Raw genomic sequence first — 18,427 nt, forward strand, 5'->3', positions numbered from 1 at the left:
ATTTCATGCCAGGCGCAGCAGACTGCGTAACACCAAGTCGATTGCGCTTTTTGTGCTTTTTGTGTAGCCATTTCTCTCAGTAGAGGATTGCGCCTGTCTTGCAGGCGCTGGACATCGATGCAGGGGAGAGTTTGAGCATGGATCATCATCACGCAGGACCGGTCGAAACAGGCGCTCCGATGGATTATCGCGAGCACGAAAAGACCTATGACCTGTTCCTGGCCGGTGCCAAGTGGGGCACGATGATGTGCGTGGTCCTGCTGATTGCCATGCTGGCTGGTTTTTACGCCGGTGGCGGTCTGCTCGGCGGCATCCTCGTATTCTTCATCCTGAACGCGGCCGGTTTCTATCTACTGAGTTGATTTTAGGTCTTCATTCGCAAGACGAGACGAAAAAGGCCCGGCATCGACCGGGCCTTTTGCATCATGTCTGCGAAGGGAAATATCTTCAGCCCGCGGCAGCCGGGCCACTGCGCGTGCGTGCCGCACCGTCCTGTGCAGGCTTGTAATTCGGGTCCAGACGAACAGCATGGTTGTAGGACTTGTAGGCGCGTGCCTTGTCGCCGCGGCGCTCATAGACCAGCGCCTGATTCGCCCACGATTCAGCGATCTTATCGTTCAGCTCGATGGCATGGTTGAAGTCGGCAAAGGCGTTGTCATCGTTGTTCAGCGCGACATAGGATACGCCGCGGCCGTTATAGGGCTCCGGCGAACCCGGAGACAGCGAGATGGCCTTGGAGAAGTCTTCGATCGCCTGGGCGTGTTGTCCGCGAACCTGGTAGATCAGACCACGGCCATGCCAAGCGCGACCATCCGTCGTGTCCTGCTGGATTGCGCGGTCGAAATCATTGAAGGCTTCGTTTATGCGGCCAGCCTGACGATAGATATTCCCGCGTCCGATCAGAGCTACGTCATAGTTCGGGTTGATCTGGAGTGCAGTGTTGTAGTCGTTTACTGCTTCTGCCGGCTTGCCCATGTTGCGATACACGAGCGCCCTGTTCGCATAGGCCTGGAAGAAGCGAGGGTTCAACTGGATCGCGCGGTTGAAATCGTCCACGGCGCGCTTGAAGTCCCCGGAGCGACCATAGGCCGCACCGCGCACGTTATAGCCTTCCGGATCCTGCGGGTTTGCCTGGATGACCGAGGAGAGGGAGGCAATGTTCTGCTCTGACCCTTGTGCGCGATCAAGCCGGATGAGGTCGGTGCTGGTCGTCGTTTCGCAGCCAGCCAGCAATAGTCCGCTGAGCAGCAGCATTGGTCCCGCGATGCGAACCTGCAAGCGGCGTTGCATCTGCCTTGATTCTGGGGTTTGAAGTTCAGGCGAATTTGCTGCGGTCGTAGCGGCCATCAGGCACAATTCCTCGTGTCTTTACGTGTAAGGCGGCGATCCGGGAAACCAAAAAAAGCGGCGGCGAAAATTCGCCCCCGCCCTTCAATCACGAAATAACGTCGAAAAGACGGCCAATTAGCGGCCGGTGCGACCAGCAGCAACCAGACCTTCACGCTGTGCGCGCTTACGGGCCAGCTTGCGCACGCGGCGCACAGCTTCTGCCTTTTCACGAGCGCGCTTCTGGGAAGGCTTCTCGTAGTAATCGCGCATCTTCATTTCGCGGAAGATGCCTTCGCGCTGCATCTTCTTCTTGAGAGCGCGGAGAGCCTGATCAACGTTGTTGTCGCGGACAAGTACCTGCACGTGAATCCCGTTCCTTTGGTTATTCGAGTTAGCCGCCTGACAGCGCAGTACTGAAGGCGAAACAATGGGTTTCCATGGCCGCAGCCATGCGATTGGTGAAGGCACATAACAGAAGGGATTTACGAAGTCCAGCGGGCTTGGCGGCTCCGTTTGCTAAATTGTGCAAAACCCCTTGAATCCAGCAGGTGCAGCACCGTGCACGGCCACCTAAAGGCTCGATGAGGAAGATGCCGCCGTTTGAATTTTCGAAAACAAGGCGCATATACCGGCACGTTTCAATAACGACAGAACAGGAGAAGCAATATGCAAGGCCTTTCATATTCGGAATTCGGAAAACCCTCCCAGGTGCTCGCGGTCCAGGAGCTTTCCAAGCCGGAACCCGCAGCTGGCGAGGTGCGCCTGCGCATGATTCTGTCTCCGATCCACAACCATGATGTGCTGACGGTCAGCGGCCAGTACGGATACAAGCCGCCGCTGCCAGCGGGTGCCGGTAGCGAAGGGGTGGGCATTGTCGATGCGCTGGGCGAGGGTGTGCAGGGCGTTTCCGTCGGTCAGCGGGTGGTTGCCAGCGGGCTGAAGGGTGCCTGGGCCGAATATGCCATTGCGAAGGGCGCTTCCTGTGTGCCGATGCCAGAGAGCATTGATGATAAAACGGCAGCGCAGCTGATTGCCATGCCGTTGAGCGCTTTGACGCTTCTGGAATTCACCGGTATCCGCGAAGGCCAGTGGTTAATCCAGAATGCTGCCAATGGTGCGGTCGGAAAGGTGCTGGCGCAGCTTGCCAAGCCGCGTGGCATCCATGTCATCAACCTTGTGCGCCGCGCAGATGCGGTGGAAGAACTCAAGGAGCTGGGCATCGAAAACGTCATCGCAACCGATGCGCCGAACTGGACGGAGGCAGTGACCTCGCTGACCGGAACATCGCCGATCGCTGTTGCCATCGATGGCGTTGGCGGAGACGCGTCCGGCGATCTCCTGTCGCTTTTGGGCGAGGGCGGTCAGCTGATTTCGTTTGGCGTGATGTCGGGCGAGAAAATGCGGATTTCTGCGGGAGACGTCATCTTCAAGCAAGCGGTCGTCAAGGGTTTCTGGCTTGCCAAGCTCATGGAAACCATGTCGCGGGAGGATGCCGGCCGTATGATCGGCGAACTGGTAACCCGTGCCGCCAAGGGTGAGCTGAAACTGCAGGTCGATGCCGTTTTCCCACTGGCTGAAGCTGCGAAGGCTGTGGATGCCGCAGTCGAGCGTGGTCGCAAGGGCAAGGTTCTTCTTCGTCTCTCCTGAGACCGAACCAAGCTGGCACACGCGCTTTAACAAAATCGCGTGTGTCGAAACCAAAGCCTGAATGCGTCGCAAAGCAACCATTGCGACGCGCTTTGATTTGCGATTTGTATGGTTCCACGAAAGGCTATTTCGCCTCAAGGAGCTAAAGGCAGATATGCGCAAATATTCGGTCTTTGCGGTGGCCCGGGAGGCCATGCGCAGCCACAAGGGGTGGGAACCGCAATGGGTCTCGCCGGAACCGCGTTCTTCTTACGATGTCATCATCATCGGCGGCGGCGGTCACGGACTGGGCGCGGCCTATTATCTTGCCAAGGAACATGGCATCACCAATGTGGCGGTGATCGAAAAAGGCTGGCTGGGCGGCGGCAATACGGGCCGCAACACCACCATCATCCGCTCCAACTATCTCTATGAAGAGAGCATGGATATATACGAGCATTCCCTGAAACTGTGGGAAGGCTTGAGCCAGGATCTCAATTATAACGTCATGTATTCGCCGCGTGGCGTGATGATGCTGTCGCACAACACGCACGACATGCAGAGCTTCAAGCGGCACATCAATGCCAACCGGCTTTATGGCATCGATAATGAATGGCTGACGCCGGAAGAGGCAAAGAAATTCTGTCCGCCGCTCGATATCTCCAAGACGGCCCGTTACCCCATCAATGGTGCAGCACTTCAGAAGCGTGGCGGCACGGCACGTCATGATGCGGTTGCCTGGGGCTATGCGCGCGCGGCATCCGATCGCGGCGTTCACATCATCCAGAACTGCGAAGTCACCGGCATCCGTCGCGGTCCGGGCGGTGAAGTGACAGGCGTTGAGACCAATCGCGGCTTCATCGGTGCACGCAAGATCGGCGTGTCTGCTGCCGGTCATTCCTCGGTCGTCATGCAGATGGCGGATGTGCGGGTGCCGCTGACCAGCAACCCGCTTCAGGCGCTGGTGTCGGAACCGCTAAAGCCGATTTTTCCCTGCGTGGTCATGTCCAATACGGTGCACGCCTATATCTCGCAGTCGGACAAGGGCGAACTGGTGATTGGCGCCGGTACGGACCAGTATCACTCCTATTCCCAGACCGGGGGTCTTCAGATCATCACACATACGCTGGATGCCATTTGCGAGCTGTTCCCGATTTTCCGTCGCGTGAAGATGATGCGCCAATGGGGTGGCATTACCGATAACACGCCGGATCGCTCCGCCATCCAGAGCGTCACACCGGTGCCGAACCTGTTCGTCAATTGCGGCTGGGGAACGGGTGGCTTCAAGGCAACGCCGGGGTCTGCAAACCTGTTTGCCTGGCTGATTGCCAAGGGCGAGCCGCATCGTCTGGCGCAAGGCCTGACGCTGGACCGGTTCCGCACAGGACGCCTGATCGACGAAGCGGCGGCTGCCGCTGTCGCGCACTGAAGAAGGGGACATTCATGCTGTTGATCCATTGCCCCTATTGCGGTGAGAGCCGTTCCGAACTGGAATTTCGCTGGGCGGGCGAGGCGCATATCGCGCGGCCCGAGAACATTGCCGAGATTTCCGATGAAGCCTTTGCCGAATATTTCTTCATTCGCGACAACACCAAGGGCATTGCCTGGGAACGCTGGCGGCACATTCATGGCTGCGGACGCTTCTTCAACACGATCCGTGACACCGTGAGCGACAAGTTCCTGTTGAGCTACAAGGCAGGACTGGCGCGGCAACCGGTCCCGGGTGCCTCTGAACCGGTGGAAGGAGATGCGGCATGACGTCTCATCGCATCAAGGGTGCCGGACGGCTGACGCCTGCCCGCAAGGCCCGCTTTACCTTCGACGGCAAGATCTACACCGCATTGGAAGGCGATACGGTTGCTTCCGCGCTTCTGGCGAATGGCGTGCATCTCATGGGCCGCTCGTTCAAGTATCACCGTCCTCGCGGTATCCTGTCTGCCGGTGCGGAAGAGCCGAATGCGCTTCTGGATGTCGCGCGTGACAGCGCCCGCCGTCAGCCCAATGTGCGCGCCAGCGTGCAGGAGGTTTTCGACGGTGCGATCATCCAGTCGCAGAACCGTTGGCCGTTCCTGTCCTTCGATATCGGCGGTATCAACAATCTGCTCTCGCCATTCTTCGCGGCAGGCTTCTACTACAAGACCTTCATGTGGCCGCGCGAGGCCTGGGCGAAGCTCTATGAGCCGATCATCCGCCGTGCTGCCGGTCTGGGCGTTGCGCCGAAGGAAGAAGATCCGGATCATTATGCCAACCGCTTTGCCCATTGCGACGTCCTGGTGGCCGGTGCCGGAGCTGCCGGCCTGACGGCGGCACTTTCCGCCGCTGAAACGGGTGCCTCCGTTATTCTGGTGGATGAGCGTGCCGAAGTGGGCGGCGCGCTTTTGTTCGATAGCGGAACCGTGATTGACGGCAAGCCGGGCTATGACTGGGCTCAAGGCGTGCTCGCCAGACTGAAAGCCATGCCGAATGTGCGCGTGCTGACCCGCACCACCGTGTTCGGCTACTACAATCACAATTTCATCGGTCTTGCGGAGCGGGTGACGGATCACCTGCCGCGTCCGAATAAGTCGCTGCCGCGTGAACGCTTGTGGCAGGTGCGAGCGAGAAAGGTTGTACTCGCAACCGGCGCGATCGAGCGGCACATGGTGTTTGCCAATAATGACCGTCCCGGCATCATGCTGGCCTCGGCGGCGCGCATGTACCTCAACCATTACGGTGTTGCCGTCGGCTCAAAGATTGGCGTCTACACGGCCCATGACAGCGCCTACGAGGCGGCATTCGACCTGAAGCGCGCCGGTATCGACGTGGTTTCCATCGTCGATTGCCGTGCCAAGCCAAGCGAAGCGCTTCTTTCGGCTGCGCGTGTTCTCGGCATCGAAGTCCTGTCCGGCTATTCGGTCGTCAACACATCTGGCCGTTTGCGCATTTCCTCGATGACGGTGGCGCGCAACGGCTCGACCAATCATCGCAAGATCCCGGTCGATGCGCTGTTGATGTCCGGCGGCTGGACGCCTTCGGTTCATCTCTTTTCGCAATCGCGCGGCAAGCTGAAGTTCGATGCAGAAAACCAGCGTTTCCTGCCCAATATCTACGCGGAAGCGTGTGTCTCCGTCGGTGCTTGCAACGGAACCGATGAGATCGGCGCCCTTTTGGCGGAGGCGTCGGCTGCTGGCGGCGGCTCGGTGAGCCTGACCGGTCAGAGCACCTATGCCTGGACGGGCGGCATGATTGGTGCTGCCGAAGGGGCAGGGCCTGATACGGCGGTGAAGGCCTTCGTGGATTTCCAGCACGACGTGACGGCAAAGGACATTCGCCTTGCCGTGCGCGAAGGCATGCACTCCATCGAGCACATCAAGCGCTTCACGACAAACGGCATGGCGTCCGATCAGGGCAAGCTGTCCAATATGCATGGTCTGGCGATTGCGGCGGAAATGCTGGGCAAGGACATTCCGCAGGTCGGTCTCACCACCTTCCGCGCGCCGTATACGCCTGTGACCTATGGTACGCTGATTGCCCATTCTCGCGGCGATCTGTTCGATCCCGCCCGCAAGACGCCGCTGCATGGCGAACTTGTGGCCGCAGGCGCGGAGTTCGAGGATGTGGGCAACTGGAAGCGTGCCTGGTATTTCCCGCGTCGCGGCGAGGATATGCATCAGGCTGTGAACCGCGAGTGCAAGACAGCACGCGAGGTGGCTGGTATTTTTGACGCCTCCACGCTCGGCAAGATCGAGGTGGTCGGTCCGGATGCGGCGAAGTTCCTGAACCTGATGTACACCAATGGCTGGGACAACCTGAAACCCGGCAAGTGCCGTTACGGCATCATGACCCGCGAAGACGGCTTCATCTACGATGACGGTGTCGTGGGGCGCCTGGCGGAAGATCGCTTCCATGTGACCACCACGACGGGCGGTGCGCCGCGCGTGCTCCACCACATGGAGGACTACCTCCAGACCGAATTCCCGGATCTCAAGGTTTGGCTGACCTCCACCACCGAACAATGGGCGGTGATTGCCGTGCAGGGTCCGAAGGCGCGCGAAATCATCGAGCCGCTGGTGGAAGGTCTCGACCTTTCCAATGAGGCCTTCCCGCATATGAGCGTTGCCGAATGCACGGTCATGGGTGTTCCGGCTCGTCTGTTCCGGGTTTCGTTTACCGGTGAAATCGGCTTCGAAGTCAACGTACCTGCCGATTATGGTGCTTCCGTCTGGAAGGCCATCTGGGAGCGTGGCGAGGCTTTGGGCGCTTGCCTCTATGGCACGGAAACCATGCACGTGCTGCGCGCCGAGAAGGGCTATATCATCGTTGGACAGGATACGGATGGAACCGTTACTCCGGATGATGCCGGTTATGGCTGGGCCGTTTCGAAGAAGAAGACGGATTTCGTCGGCATTCGCGGCCTGAAGCGTCCTGATCTGATCCGGTCCGGTCGCAAGCAACTGGTTGGCCTGCTGACGCAGGACCTCACGGAAGTTATGGAAGAGGGCGGCCAGATCGTTGCTGATCCAAACGAACCGAAGCCGATGACCATGCTGGGCCATGTGACGTCTGCCTACTGGTCGGAAAATCTGGGCCGCTCGATTGCAATAGCGCTCGTGGCCGATGGCCGCGCCCGCATGGGCAAGACCGTCTACATCCCGATGAAAGACAAGACCATTGCCGCAACCGTGACGGACATGGTGTTCTTCGACAAGGAAGGAGGCCGCATCCATGGCTGAACTTGCAACGCGCGCAGTACCACTGGCCGGGGCTCACGGCGGGACGGCTTCCGTTCGGCTGAAGCCTGCGTCGCCTGCCCATCGCATCTCGCTGCGCGCCGGAGAAGACGCGGTTTCCGCGCTTTCAACGGCGCTCGGATTGAGCCTGCCCACACAACCGAAGACCTCTGCCTCTTCCGGTTCGCGCACCGCGCTCTGGCTGGGGCCGGATGAGTGGCTCGTGATCGATGAGGGCGAGGGTGGGCTTGTGGAGGCTGCCCGGTCTTCTGGTGCGGTCCATTCCGCAACGGATGTCTCGCATCGCAACACGGCAATCCTGATCGAGGGGGCGGGTTCTTCCGACGCCCTGAACGGCGGCTGCCCGCTGGATCTTTCATTGAAAGCTTTCCCGGTGGGTGCTTGTGCGCGCACTCTGTTTGGCAAGATCGAAGTCGTGCTCTTGCGAACAGGGGAACAGAGTTTTCGTCTCGAATGCTGGCGGTCTTTTTCGGAATACGCCTTCGGCCTCCTGCGCGAGGCTGCGCTCGACGTAGAATAGTATCGGGGACTACCTTACGGTATATATATTGTCCCGTGGGGTAGTCCTTCGAACTCATTTATTTAGTTTTGATATTATCATATTATGTAATATCAAAAATCAATTCGTTTAATTTTTAAGTATATTATCTTCGGTAACCCGTTCTTTACCAACATTCTCCACTCTGTTTCTCGGGGAATTCAAGGATATCGCTCACGGATAGTCCAGAGCGGAACCACAGCGTAAGCACCAGTCAAACTCGATCTGTCTCTTGCAGGTCTGCGGACGAATGCCGCAGTCAGTCGAGCCGTTTGCATCAAAGGTCGCGCATAAACGTCGTGCTTGCTGTTCCTTGAATGATGAGGAGGAAATGCATGCTGCGCAGATTATCAATCCGGGCAAGAACATGGATCATGGCGATCAGCTCGCTCGTTGGCATGATGCTGGTCGCGGTCATCTTTGGTGAAACGCTTCGACATCAGGATGCTGCGAATGATCAGCTCGCCCGTCAGCAAAGTCTGGCAGACGATGTGCTATGGACACAAGCCAGTTTCGGCCAGCTCAAGGTCGAGGCCAGTCGCTATGTCACGTCCCCCAAGGCTTCCGGTGTTACGGCGTTCAAGACGCTCTCGCTGGAACTCGAGACCGCAATTGCGAAACTGGCTAGAGATCCGGAGATGCCGATGGCCCAAGCGGCTCAATTGCAGGCTCTGCTGCAGGGTGTTCAAGGCTATTCCGCCAGATTCGGCCAAGTGGCGCAACAGCGCGAGAAGCTTGGTTATAGCCCGGAAGAGGGGCTTCAAGGCAAGTTGAGGGGCTCCATCCATGCCATTGAATCACTCCTGACTGACAAAGCCGATCCGCGCATCACCATTGCCATGCTGTCTGCGCGGCGCAATGAGAAGGATTTCATGCTTCGGGGTGATGAAAAATACGTCAAGGCTGTAGAGCGTGCCGTCAGTGAACTGGCGGCATTTCCCTCTTCGGCTTACGGATTGTCTTCGGACCAGAACATGGCAAATCTGTTGAATGGGTATCAGGCATCTTTCAAGGACTATGCGCAAACGGCAGCGCTTGAGGCGCGGCAAATCGGCGACCTGCGTCAGCAGGAAGCGCGTCTCGATCCTCTCTTCGGTGAGATCGCAAAAGCAATCGGTGACTTCAGCAAGGCCGCGGAACTGACAGCGGCTGCGGAGCGCGATTTCCGTTTCAAGCTGCTGGTCGGCGGCCTTGTGCTGCTCGGTGGCATTCAAGTGGTTTTGGCAACAGCAGTCAGACGTTCGATTACTGGACCGCTTGGAGGATTGACGCAGGCAATGGCCGAGCTCGCTCAGGGTCGGCTGGATATGATCATTCCAGAGAAAGCCTCTGGCCACGAACTTGGGCGCATGGCGAGTGCCATGGAGATCTTTCAGCGAAATGCGCTGACCAACCAGCAGCTTGAGGAAGAGGCCAGGGCGCAACGGGCGGCGGCTGATGAAAGCCGCGAAGAGAACGAAACGCAAAGTCGGGAACGCGCCTTGAGGATGCAGCAGGCGACCTCCGTTCTTGGGAAGGGTCTTCAGGAGCTTGCCGTAGGCAACCTTCTGCACACGATCGATACGCCGCTGGCAGCGGAATTCGAGCAACTTCGCCAGGACTTCAATCGCTCCATCAGGCAGTTGTCTGAAACGTTGAGCACAGTCGCGGGTGCCGCGCATGTCATCGACGGTGGTGCTCGCGAGATCAGCGGCAGTGCGAACGATCTTTCGAACCGGACGGAGCAGCAGGCCGCTTCGCTTGAGCAGACCGCGGCGGCGCTCGATCAGATCACCACCAATGTCAAAGGCTCGACGCACCGCGTACAGGAGGCGCAGGCAGTTGCTGTCGAGGCGGAGGCAAGCGTGGTTGAATCAAGTCGCGTGCTGGACCGAATGACGGAAGCGATGAAGCTCATTGAAACCTCCTCTCAGCAGATTACCAGCATCATCGGGGTGATCGACGAAATTGCGTTCCAGACCAACCTGCTTGCGCTCAATGCTGGTGTAGAGGCTGCGCGTGCGGGAGAGGCCGGGCGAGGCTTTGCCGTCGTGGCGCAGGAGGTTCGTGAACTTGCGCAACGGTCGTCGAAGGCTGCCGGCGAGATCCGACAGTTGATTGGCCAGTCCGGCACCTATGTCCGGGGCGGGGTGACGCTGGTTGCCGATACAGCGGAGGCGCTTCAGAGAGTCGAGGCACATATCCGGCATATAAACGACCACATGCGCTTCATCTCCAATGCGTCCACGGAACAATCAACTGGTCTTGCTGAAGTCAACAGCGCTGTGAACCAGATGGATCAGGTGACACAGCGCAATGCCGCCATGGTTGAGGAGGCAACCGCCGCCAGTGCGATGCTGGCAACCGAAAGCGAACGTCTGAGATCGCTGATTTCAGGCTTCCAACTGGCACAACGATCAGCCGCACAGCGGCAAGCGGCCTGATGCAGCGGATAGGCTCGAGCTTCAAGTCTCCTCGGGCCTGTCCTTGGGGTCGAATTGAACGATCGTCAGCCAGGTTCCGGTGACCGCTGGCTTTCGTTCGTTCTCGATCTCAACCGTTACGTCATAGCTCGTCATCAGCATATTGGCTCCGCGATACCGCGCTTCCTTCAGCACGAATCTTCCCCGCACGCGCCGACCGACACGCACCGGCGAGCCAAAACGGATCTTGTCGAAGCCGTAGTTCAGGCCCATCGTCTGTTCACGGATTTTGGGCAGTGCCGAGTAATTCATGGCTGACAGCAGGGAGAGGGTGAGAAAGCCATGAGCGATGGTTTCTCCGAACGGGCTTTCCTTGGCCGCTCTTTCCGGGTCCGTGTGAATGAACTGCTGGTCCAGTGTTGCATCGGCAAACTGGTTGATCATCGTCTGGTCAACGGTGATCCAGTCGGATACGCCGATTTCCTGTCCGATCAGGGCAGGGACGTCTGTCAATGAAATGATTTTGGTCATTCTGTTCCTATCGAACAATGGACTTCATATCTGGAGGGTCGCCTTGCAATATTCAAACAATCTACCGTGATTTTCAGGGGCTTCAGCATTTATCAGCAGAGCCTCTTATACTGTCTTCACTCAATGCTCTTGTGACACCAGCCAGGTTACCGAACGCGGAGCAAACCCTTCCTCGGGCTGCGGGCGATCACCCAGCACCTCATTCCAGGCGCCTTCCGGCAGGCAGATCTGCCGAACCTCGCTGGAGCGGTTAAAGACGATGGCCAGTTGCACATCCGTCTGTGTGTCACGATCCAGGGTTTGCAGCAGGATGGTCAGCTGTGTTCGTTCCGGCTGCTCCCAGTCGGCTATGGTCATCGGTTCGCCCAGTTCGTTCAGCCAGGTGATGTCGCCGTCGCCGTGAAAGAAATCGAGATCGGCAAAGGCTGAGAACCGGCGGCGGATGGCAGCGAGCTCCGCGGTATGCGCCAGCAACTCTTCATCGAGCGTCCTCCAGTCGAGCCAGGTGATCTCGTTATCCTGCGCATAGGCATTGTTGTTGCCCTGCTGGCTGCGTCCACCCTCATCGCCCGCCGTCAGCATGATGGTGCCGCGCGTTGAGAACAGAGTGGACAGAAGCGCCTTCACATCGCGTTTGCGGCCTGACACCACGGCGGAAAGAGGGGTTGCGCCTTCGATGCCATTGTTCCACGAATGGTTCTCGTTGTGGCCATCACGGTTATCCTCGCCATTGGCCTCGTTATGCTTGTGGGCATAGGACACCAGATCCATCAGCGTGAACCCGTCATGGGCTGCAATGAAGTTTACCGTGCGCGTCTCGGTCTCTCCGTGGCTGGAAAAGATATCTGACGAGCCGGCCAGAGCATTGGCAAGCGTTCCGGTTTTCGAAGGATCGCCACGCCAATAGCAGCGCATGTCATCGCGGGCGCGGTCGTTCCATTCGAGGAAGGGTGTCGGGAAATTGCCGAGCTGATAGCCGCCGGGGCCAATGTCCCAAGGTTCGGCAATCAGAATCCGGTCAGCCAGAAGCTCGTCTTGCGTGATGGCCAGCAGCGTATCGCTATGGCGCGAAAAGCCCTCGTGACTGCGGCCCAGAATGGTGCCGAGATCGAAACGGAACCCATCGACCCCCGCATTCAGAACGAAATGGCGAAGTGTGTCGACAATCATTCGCCGGACGGTTGGGTGGTCGCAGGTGATTGTGTTGCCGGTGCCCGTATCGTTGATCAACGCGCCCGGATTGTCCGGTTGATGCCGGTAGAGGCTCGGGTTATCCAAACCCCGGAAACTCAGGGTGGCGCCATAGCGATCGCTCTCGCCGGTGTGGTTGAAGACCAGATCAAGGATGACGCCAATGCCGTGGCGATGCAGTTCCGCAACCGTTTCGCTCAGTTCCGCCATGCCACCGGGAGCAAGCCGTGGATCGAGCGCCATGAAGGTGACCGGATTGTAGCCCCAGCCATTGGTGAGCCCGAGAGGCGGCAAATGCCGCTCGTCGATCCAGGCGGTGATTGGCAGAAGCTCGACCGCATCGACACCGATGCGTTTCAGATGCGCGATGACGGATGGATGAGCAAGGGCCTTCAGCGTGCCGCGTTCATGCTGCGGAACGTCCGGGTGAAGCATGGTGAAGGGGCGAACTCCAAGCTCGTAGATCAGGCCACCTTTGCAAAACACTGGCGGTTTTGACGTGACCGGTGGGTCTGCCGTCACGATCGCCTTGGGAACCAGATCCCCCGTATCGAGGCCGAATTCCGAAAGGCGAGGATCGTAGGTGTAGGGGCGATCCAACTCCTTCGCATAAGGGTCGACCAGCAGTTTAGCCGGGTCAAACCAAAGTCCGCGATCAGGATCGTGAGGACCGGAAGCGCGCAAGCCATAACGGGTGCCTTCCCCAAGTCCCGGAACGGCGAGGGTGAATCGGCCATAGCCCTGTGGCGTCATCGGCAACCTTTGGAGTTCCTGCCGCCCCTCAGCGTCGAAGATGCAGACCTCCACGCCCGTGGCATGTGTGGACTGGACTGCGAAGGTAACGCCATCTGCGGAAAGGATTGCGCCCAGAAAAGAATGCTGCATGCGGCTTCCAGTTCTTCGAGAAACTGCCATAGTATTAGGATCAACTTATGCACGCAGGTTGCGCGTTATACGCATCTTGCACAGTTCGACGGTTTTGGGGAGGAAAACATGCCATCGACCATTCGCTTGCATCGTTTGCTCAAGGCGCCAGTGGACAGGGTCTTTCGTGCGTTTACGGATGCCGATGCCATGGTGAAGTGGAATCCGCCGCACGGCTTCACCGCACGAATGCATGAATTCGAGCCGAAGGAGGACGGCATTTTTCGCATGTCCTTCACCAATTTCACGACGGGCGAAACGCATTCCTTCGGTGGCAAGTATCTCGAATTCGTCGAAAACAAGCGCCTTCGCTATACGGACCAGTTCGATGATCCGAACCTGTCCGGGCAGATGGAAACGGTGGTGGAGTTCAAGGAGACACCGATGGGTACAGAACTCACCATTGTGCAGGCGGGTATTCCCGACCCGATTCCGGAAGCAGCCTGCTATCTCGGCTGGCAGGAATCGCTCTCCTTGCTGACGCTTCTGGTAGAGCCGGAGATTCGGCAAGGTTAGACAGTCATACGAGCGCGTTACCCCCCTCTGCCTTGCCAGGCATCTCCCCCTCAAGGGGGGAGATTGGCAAGATGCTTTCGCTCGCTATTTCTCGCAAACTGTGGTTGCCGCACCAACCATGCACCATGGCATTCCGTGGGTTGCCACGAATCGATCTCCCCCCTTGAGGGGGAGATGTCCGGCAGGACAGAGGGGGGTGAAGCTTAGCCGCTTAGGTTATAACGGTTGGCGCATCGCGGCCCGTCCGCTTCTTTATGTCCGCAATTTCATCTGCCACGGCAATCAGGTCGGCCAGTGCTGCCTGCGTTTCAATGTCATGGCGGGAGCTATCCGGCTCATAACGCTCCACATAGAGCCGCAGCGTCGCGCCCGATGTGCCGGTGCCGGAGAGGCGGAAAACCACACGGCTGCCGCCTTCGAACAGCACGCGTATGCCCTGGTTTTTTGACACCGAACCGTCCACCGGATCGTTGTAGGCAAAATCATCCGCGGCTTCGACCTTCAGCGCGCCAAAGCTCTGGCCAGGCAGGGAGTTGAGTTTTTCGCGAAGGGCAGCAACCAGCCCGTTGGCGGCGTCCGTATCCACTTCCTCATAATCGTGGCGGGAATAATAGTTCCGACCGTATTCGGCCCAATGGGCTTCCACGATTTCCTTCACGCTCTTCTTCTTGGCGGCAATGATGTTCAACCAGAAGAGAACGGCCCAGAGGCCATCTTTCTCGCGGACATGGTTGGAGCCGGTGCCGAAGCTCTCTTCTCCGCAAACGGTTGCCTTGCCAGCATCCAGAAGGTTGCCGAAGAATTTCCAGCCGGTCGGTGTCTCATACATGCCAATGCCGAGCTTCTCCGCCACGCGGTCGGCGGCGCCACTGGTCGGCATGGAGCGGGCAATGCCGGCAATGCCGTCTGCATAGCCTGGCGCGCAGGTTGCGTTGGCGGCAATGATGGCCAAGCTGTCGGAAGGGGTCACGAACATGCCCTTGCCGACGACCATGTTGCGGTCGCCATCGCCATCGGAAGCCGCACCGAAATCCGGGCCTTGCGGGCTCATGACATCGTCATACAGTTCCTTGGCATGAACGAGGTTCGGGTCCGGATGGTGGTGACCGAAGTCGGGAAGCGGCACTTCGTTGCGAACCGAACCGGCGGGCGCCCCGAGGCGCTTCTCCAAAATCTCCACGGCATAGGGTCCGGTGACAGCGCTCATCGAATCGATCACGACGCGGAAGCCGGAGCCGATCAGGCTGCGGATCGCGCCGAAGTCAAACAGGCTTTCCATCAGGTCAGCGTAGTCTTTCACCGGATCGATGACTTCGACAATCATGTCACCCAGCGCATAAAGGCCGACCGTATCAAGATCGACATCCGCTTCGTCGAGGATCTTGTAGGTATCGATGACCTTGGTGCGGGCAAAGATCGCATCGGTGATTTTTTCCGGTGCGGGACCACCATTGCCGATATTGTACTTGATACCGAAGTCTTCCGTCGGGCCGCCGGGATTGTGGCTGGCCGACAGCACGATGCCGCCGAAGGCACCGTATTTGCGGATGACGTGCGACGCGGCTGGTGTAGAGAGAATGCCGCCTCTGCCGACCATGACCTTGCCGAAGCCGCTGGCTGCGGCCATTTTCAGGGCCTTCTGAATAACTTCGCGGTTGTAGTAGCGACCATCGCCACCGATCACCAGCGTCTTGCCCTCAAAGCCCTCCAGACTGTCGAAGATCGACTGGATGAAGTTCTCGGCATAGTTTTCCTGGGCGAACACCGGCACCTTCTTGCGCAGGCCGGATGTGCCCGGTTTCTGATCCTGATAGGGCGTGGTCGAGACGGTCTTGATCATCAATGCGAACCTTTCGGTAGAAGGCTGGAGTATAGTTCGGCGTAAAGCCCGGCACTTTTTTCCCAACTCACGTCGGATTTCATGCCCTGCTTTTGCATCTGAACCCATGTCTTTGTGTCGCCATGGAGGCGAACGGCGCGGCGAAGCGCGCGCTTGAAATTATCGAGCGTTACGGGGCCAAAGGTGACCCCGGTGGCGGATTTTGCCGCAAGCGCGGCGGGATTGGCATCGATAACGGTATCGTTCAGCCCACCCGTGCGGGAAACCACAGGCACGCAGCCGTAGCGAAGGCCATAGAGCTGCGTCAGGCCACAAGGCTCGAAACGCGAGGGGATCAGAATGGCATCGCAGCCCGCCTGCATGAGGTGCGATAGCGGCTCGTCATAGCTGACCTTGATGCCGATGCGGCCCGGATGGCGGCTCGCCGCTGCCTGCAGCGCATTCACCAGTTCCGCGTCACCGGAGCCCAGAACCGCAAGCTTTCCGCCCATGGCCACAAGATCGTCAGCGGACTGGGCAATCAGGTCCACGCCTTTCTGCCAGGTCAGGCGGGATATGACGCAGAAGAGTGGCGCGTCGTCATCCACCAGCCCGAACTGTGCTTCCACGGCACGCTTGTTCTCGCGGCGTGCCTTGAGGTCGCCAACAGAGTAGTGGTTGGCCAAGTCCTTGTCGGATTGCGGGTTCCACACATCGACGTCGATGCCGTTGACGATGCCGTGCAGATCGCTGACACGGCGATTGAGCAAGCCTTCCAGCCCCATGCCAAATTCCGGCGTCAGGATTTCTTCCGCGTAGGACGGACTGACCGTTGTTACCGCCCAGGCGGTCTGAATGCCTGCCTTCAAATAGCCGACCTGATTGTAGTATTCGACGCCTTCCATATCAAAGGCATGCGGAGGCAGCCCGAGTTGGGGGAAGATATCGGCGTTGAAATTACCCTGGAACGCGATGTTATGAATGGTCATCACGGTGGGGATCGCCGGCGTGTCGGCAAAGCGCAGATAGGCAGGCAGAAGGCCCGTCTGCCAGTCGTGGACATGCACGAGATCCGGCTTCCAGCCCGGCATGTTGCCGAGCGCGATCTCGGCGCCCGCCTTGGAAAGCGCCGCGAAGCGCCGCCAGTTGTCGAAATGATCATGCCCATGGGTGTCGAGATAGGGCCCGCCTGCCCGGTCGAAAAGGGCGGGGCAGTCCAGAACCAGAAGATCGAGACCGGCGACCTTCGCTTCCAGCACATCCGCGCTGACACCCAGCAGATCATCGAATGTCATGCGAATGGCGACATCGCGTAGCGCCGACATGACCGCCGGATAGCCGGGGATCAGCGTCTTCATCTCGATGCCGAGTTTGCCAAGAGCCAGCGGCAGCGCACCCGCTACATCGGCCAACCCTCCGGTCTTCACCAGCGGATAAACTTCCGAGGCAACCGACAGAACCTTCATGCCCATCACCTTCTCCCCCATGCGGTGACACGATGGAGCACTGATACTCCATCGTCTCTCACTGTGCCCGAATTCCAGATGTGTCAGAGATCCAGTTTGTCGATCATCGGCTGCGTGATCAGGCAGATTCCGTTCTCGCTGCGGCGAAACCGCTTGGCATCGAGTTCTGGATCTTCGCCCACGATCAGACCTTCCGGAATGGTGACACCCGCGTCAATCACCACATTCTTCAACTGGGCGCGCCGTCCTACGCGAACATTTGGAAGGATCACCGCACCTTCAAGGCGCGAATAGGAATTTGCGCGCACGCCGGTGAAGAGAAGGCTGTTCGAAAGTGCCGAGCCCGAAATGATGCAATCGCCCGAGACAACGGAGGAGACTGCCGAGCCGCGACGATTTTCGTCGTCATGGACGAACTTTGCCGGCGGCGTGATTTCCGCATAGGTCCAGATCGGCCAGGACTTGTCGTAGATATCGAGTTCGGGAACGATGCCCGTCAGATCGATATTTGCCTGCCAGTAGGCGTCGATCGTTCCCACATCGCGCCAGTATGCCTGCTTTTCGAAGTCAGAACGCACGCAGGACTGCGCGAAGCGATGCGCCACGGCTTTGCCGTTCGCCACGATCCACGGAATGATATCCTTGCCGAAGTCACGGCTGGAGCCTGGATCGGCAGCATCGCGGCGCAGGCATTCCATCAGGAACTTGGTGTGGAAGACATAAATGCCCATGGATGCAAGGGCGTAGTCCGGCTTGTCGGGGATGCCCGGCGGATCGGCTGGCTTTTCCACGAAAGCGCTGATCTCGTCCTTGTCGTTGACATGCATGACGCCGAAGCCGGTGGCTTCCATGCGCGGCACTTCCAGGCAGCCGACGGTGACGTCCGCACCGGAATCCACGTGCTGCTGCAGCATCAGCTCGTAGTCCATCTTGTAGATGTGATCGCCGGCCAGAATAACCATGTATTCCGGGTTATAGGCCTCGATGATATCGATGTTCTGGTAAACCGCATCGGCTGTGCCTTCATACCATTGCGTTTCGGAGACGCGCTGGGAGGCAGGCAGAATATCGAAGCTTTCGTTACGTTCGGGACGCAGGAAGTTCCAGCCACGCTGCAGATGGCGGATCAGCGAATGCGCCTTGTACTGAGTAGCGACACCGAAGCGGCGAATACCTGAATTCAAGGCATTCGAGAGTGCGAAATCGATGATGCGGGCCTTGCCGCCGAAATAGACCGCAGGCTTTGCGCGGCGATCCGTCAGTTCCTTCAGACGGCTGCCGCGTCCCCCTGCCAGTACATAGGCCATGGCGTCGCGGGCTAGCGGTTGAACACGTTTTGTCGTCATGGCGTTCCT

The 18,427-nt window shown here is 58.7% G+C and carries 15 protein-coding genes; 8 read left to right on the forward strand and 7 right to left on the reverse strand.

What is annotated here, in order from left to right; all coding sequences use genetic code 11:
- The first annotated feature begins 137 nt into the window (after positions 1-137).
- Positions 138-362 carry an aa3-type cytochrome c oxidase subunit IV gene (locus tag G6N80_RS14180; protein ID WP_062555759.1) on the forward strand — a complete coding sequence of 75 codons (225 nt, stop codon included), beginning with the start codon at positions 138-140 and terminating at the stop codon, positions 360-362.
- Between the two features lie 85 nt (positions 363-447).
- Here the strand turns inward: G6N80_RS14180 and G6N80_RS14185 are convergent, their stop codons facing one another.
- Both G6N80_RS14185 and rpsU read right to left on the reverse strand, forming a co-directional pair.
- On the reverse strand, positions 448-1,290 hold the full coding sequence (locus G6N80_RS14185; protein WP_062555972.1) for a tetratricopeptide repeat protein: 843 nt from the start codon (positions 1,288-1,290) through the stop codon (positions 448-450).
- Between the two features lie 174 nt (positions 1,291-1,464).
- Complete coding sequence (gene rpsU / locus G6N80_RS14190) at positions 1,465-1,692, reverse strand: 30S ribosomal protein S21 (protein ID WP_062555758.1); 228 nt, start codon at positions 1,690-1,692, stop codon at positions 1,465-1,467.
- Between the two features lie 303 nt (positions 1,693-1,995).
- Here rpsU and G6N80_RS14195 point away from each other — a divergent pair, with 303 nt between their 5' ends.
- From G6N80_RS14195 to G6N80_RS14220, 6 genes are all read left to right on the forward strand, one after another.
- On the forward strand, positions 1,996-2,976 hold the full coding sequence (locus G6N80_RS14195; protein WP_165134655.1) for a zinc-binding dehydrogenase: 981 nt from the start codon (positions 1,996-1,998) through the stop codon (positions 2,974-2,976).
- Positions 2,977-3,130: 154 nt separating this feature from the next.
- Positions 3,131-4,384: a sarcosine oxidase subunit beta family protein gene (locus G6N80_RS14200; RefSeq protein ID WP_062555971.1), complete on the forward strand. Its 1,254-nt coding sequence runs from the start codon at positions 3,131-3,133 to the stop codon at positions 4,382-4,384.
- 14 nt (positions 4,385-4,398) lie between these two features.
- Entirely contained in the window at positions 4,399-4,713 is a 315-nt protein-coding gene (locus G6N80_RS14205; protein WP_062555755.1) for a sarcosine oxidase subunit delta, read from the forward strand.
- Positions 4,710-7,667 (forward strand): sarcosine oxidase subunit alpha, encoded by a 2,958-nt coding sequence (locus tag G6N80_RS14210; protein ID WP_165134658.1) that lies wholly within the window; start codon positions 4,710-4,712, stop codon positions 7,665-7,667. The genes G6N80_RS14205 and G6N80_RS14210 overlap by 4 nt, the downstream gene beginning before the upstream one ends.
- A complete protein-coding gene (locus G6N80_RS14215) occupies positions 7,660-8,205 on the forward strand; it encodes a sarcosine oxidase subunit gamma (RefSeq protein ID WP_165134661.1) in 546 nt (181 codons plus the stop codon). The genes G6N80_RS14210 and G6N80_RS14215 overlap by 8 nt, the downstream gene beginning before the upstream one ends.
- 353 nt (positions 8,206-8,558) lie before the next feature.
- Positions 8,559-10,646 (forward strand): methyl-accepting chemotaxis protein, encoded by a 2,088-nt coding sequence (locus tag G6N80_RS14220; protein WP_165134664.1) that lies wholly within the window; start codon positions 8,559-8,561, stop codon positions 10,644-10,646.
- 21 nt (positions 10,647-10,667) lie between these two features.
- Here the strand turns inward: G6N80_RS14220 and G6N80_RS14225 are convergent, their stop codons facing one another.
- Positions 10,668-11,156 carry a MaoC family dehydratase gene (locus G6N80_RS14225; protein ID WP_062555751.1) on the reverse strand — a complete coding sequence of 163 codons (489 nt, stop codon included), beginning with the start codon at positions 11,154-11,156 and terminating at the stop codon, positions 10,668-10,670.
- Positions 11,157-11,276: 120 nt separating this feature from the next.
- Positions 11,277-13,232, reverse strand: a complete 1,956-nt coding sequence (gene glgX / locus G6N80_RS14230; protein WP_165134667.1) for a glycogen debranching protein GlgX — start codon at positions 13,230-13,232, stop codon at positions 11,277-11,279.
- Between the two features lie 108 nt (positions 13,233-13,340).
- Between glgX and G6N80_RS14235 the strand changes: the two genes are divergently transcribed.
- Complete coding sequence (locus G6N80_RS14235; RefSeq protein ID WP_062555749.1) at positions 13,341-13,787, forward strand: SRPBCC family protein; 447 nt, start codon at positions 13,341-13,343, stop codon at positions 13,785-13,787.
- A 211-nt stretch (positions 13,788-13,998) separates the two neighbouring features.
- Here the strand turns inward: G6N80_RS14235 and G6N80_RS14240 are convergent, their stop codons facing one another.
- The 3 genes from G6N80_RS14240 to glgC form a co-directional block, all read right to left on the reverse strand.
- On the reverse strand, positions 13,999-15,627 hold the full coding sequence (locus G6N80_RS14240; protein ID WP_062555748.1) for an alpha-D-glucose phosphate-specific phosphoglucomutase: 1,629 nt from the start codon (positions 15,625-15,627) through the stop codon (positions 13,999-14,001).
- Positions 15,627-17,072, reverse strand: a complete 1,446-nt coding sequence (gene glgA, locus G6N80_RS14245) for a glycogen synthase GlgA (RefSeq protein ID WP_165137085.1) — start codon at positions 17,070-17,072, stop codon at positions 15,627-15,629. Before glgA ends, G6N80_RS14240 begins: the two co-directional genes overlap by 1 nt.
- An 83-nt stretch (positions 17,073-17,155) precedes the next feature.
- Entirely contained in the window at positions 17,156-18,418 is a 1,263-nt protein-coding gene (gene glgC / locus G6N80_RS14250; RefSeq protein ID WP_165134670.1) for a glucose-1-phosphate adenylyltransferase, read from the reverse strand.
- Positions 18,419-18,427 lie beyond the last annotated feature (9 nt).

This window comes from Rhizobium rhizoryzae (assembly GCF_011046895.1).
Lineage (GTDB): Bacteria > Pseudomonadota > Alphaproteobacteria > Rhizobiales > Rhizobiaceae > Neorhizobium > Neorhizobium rhizoryzae.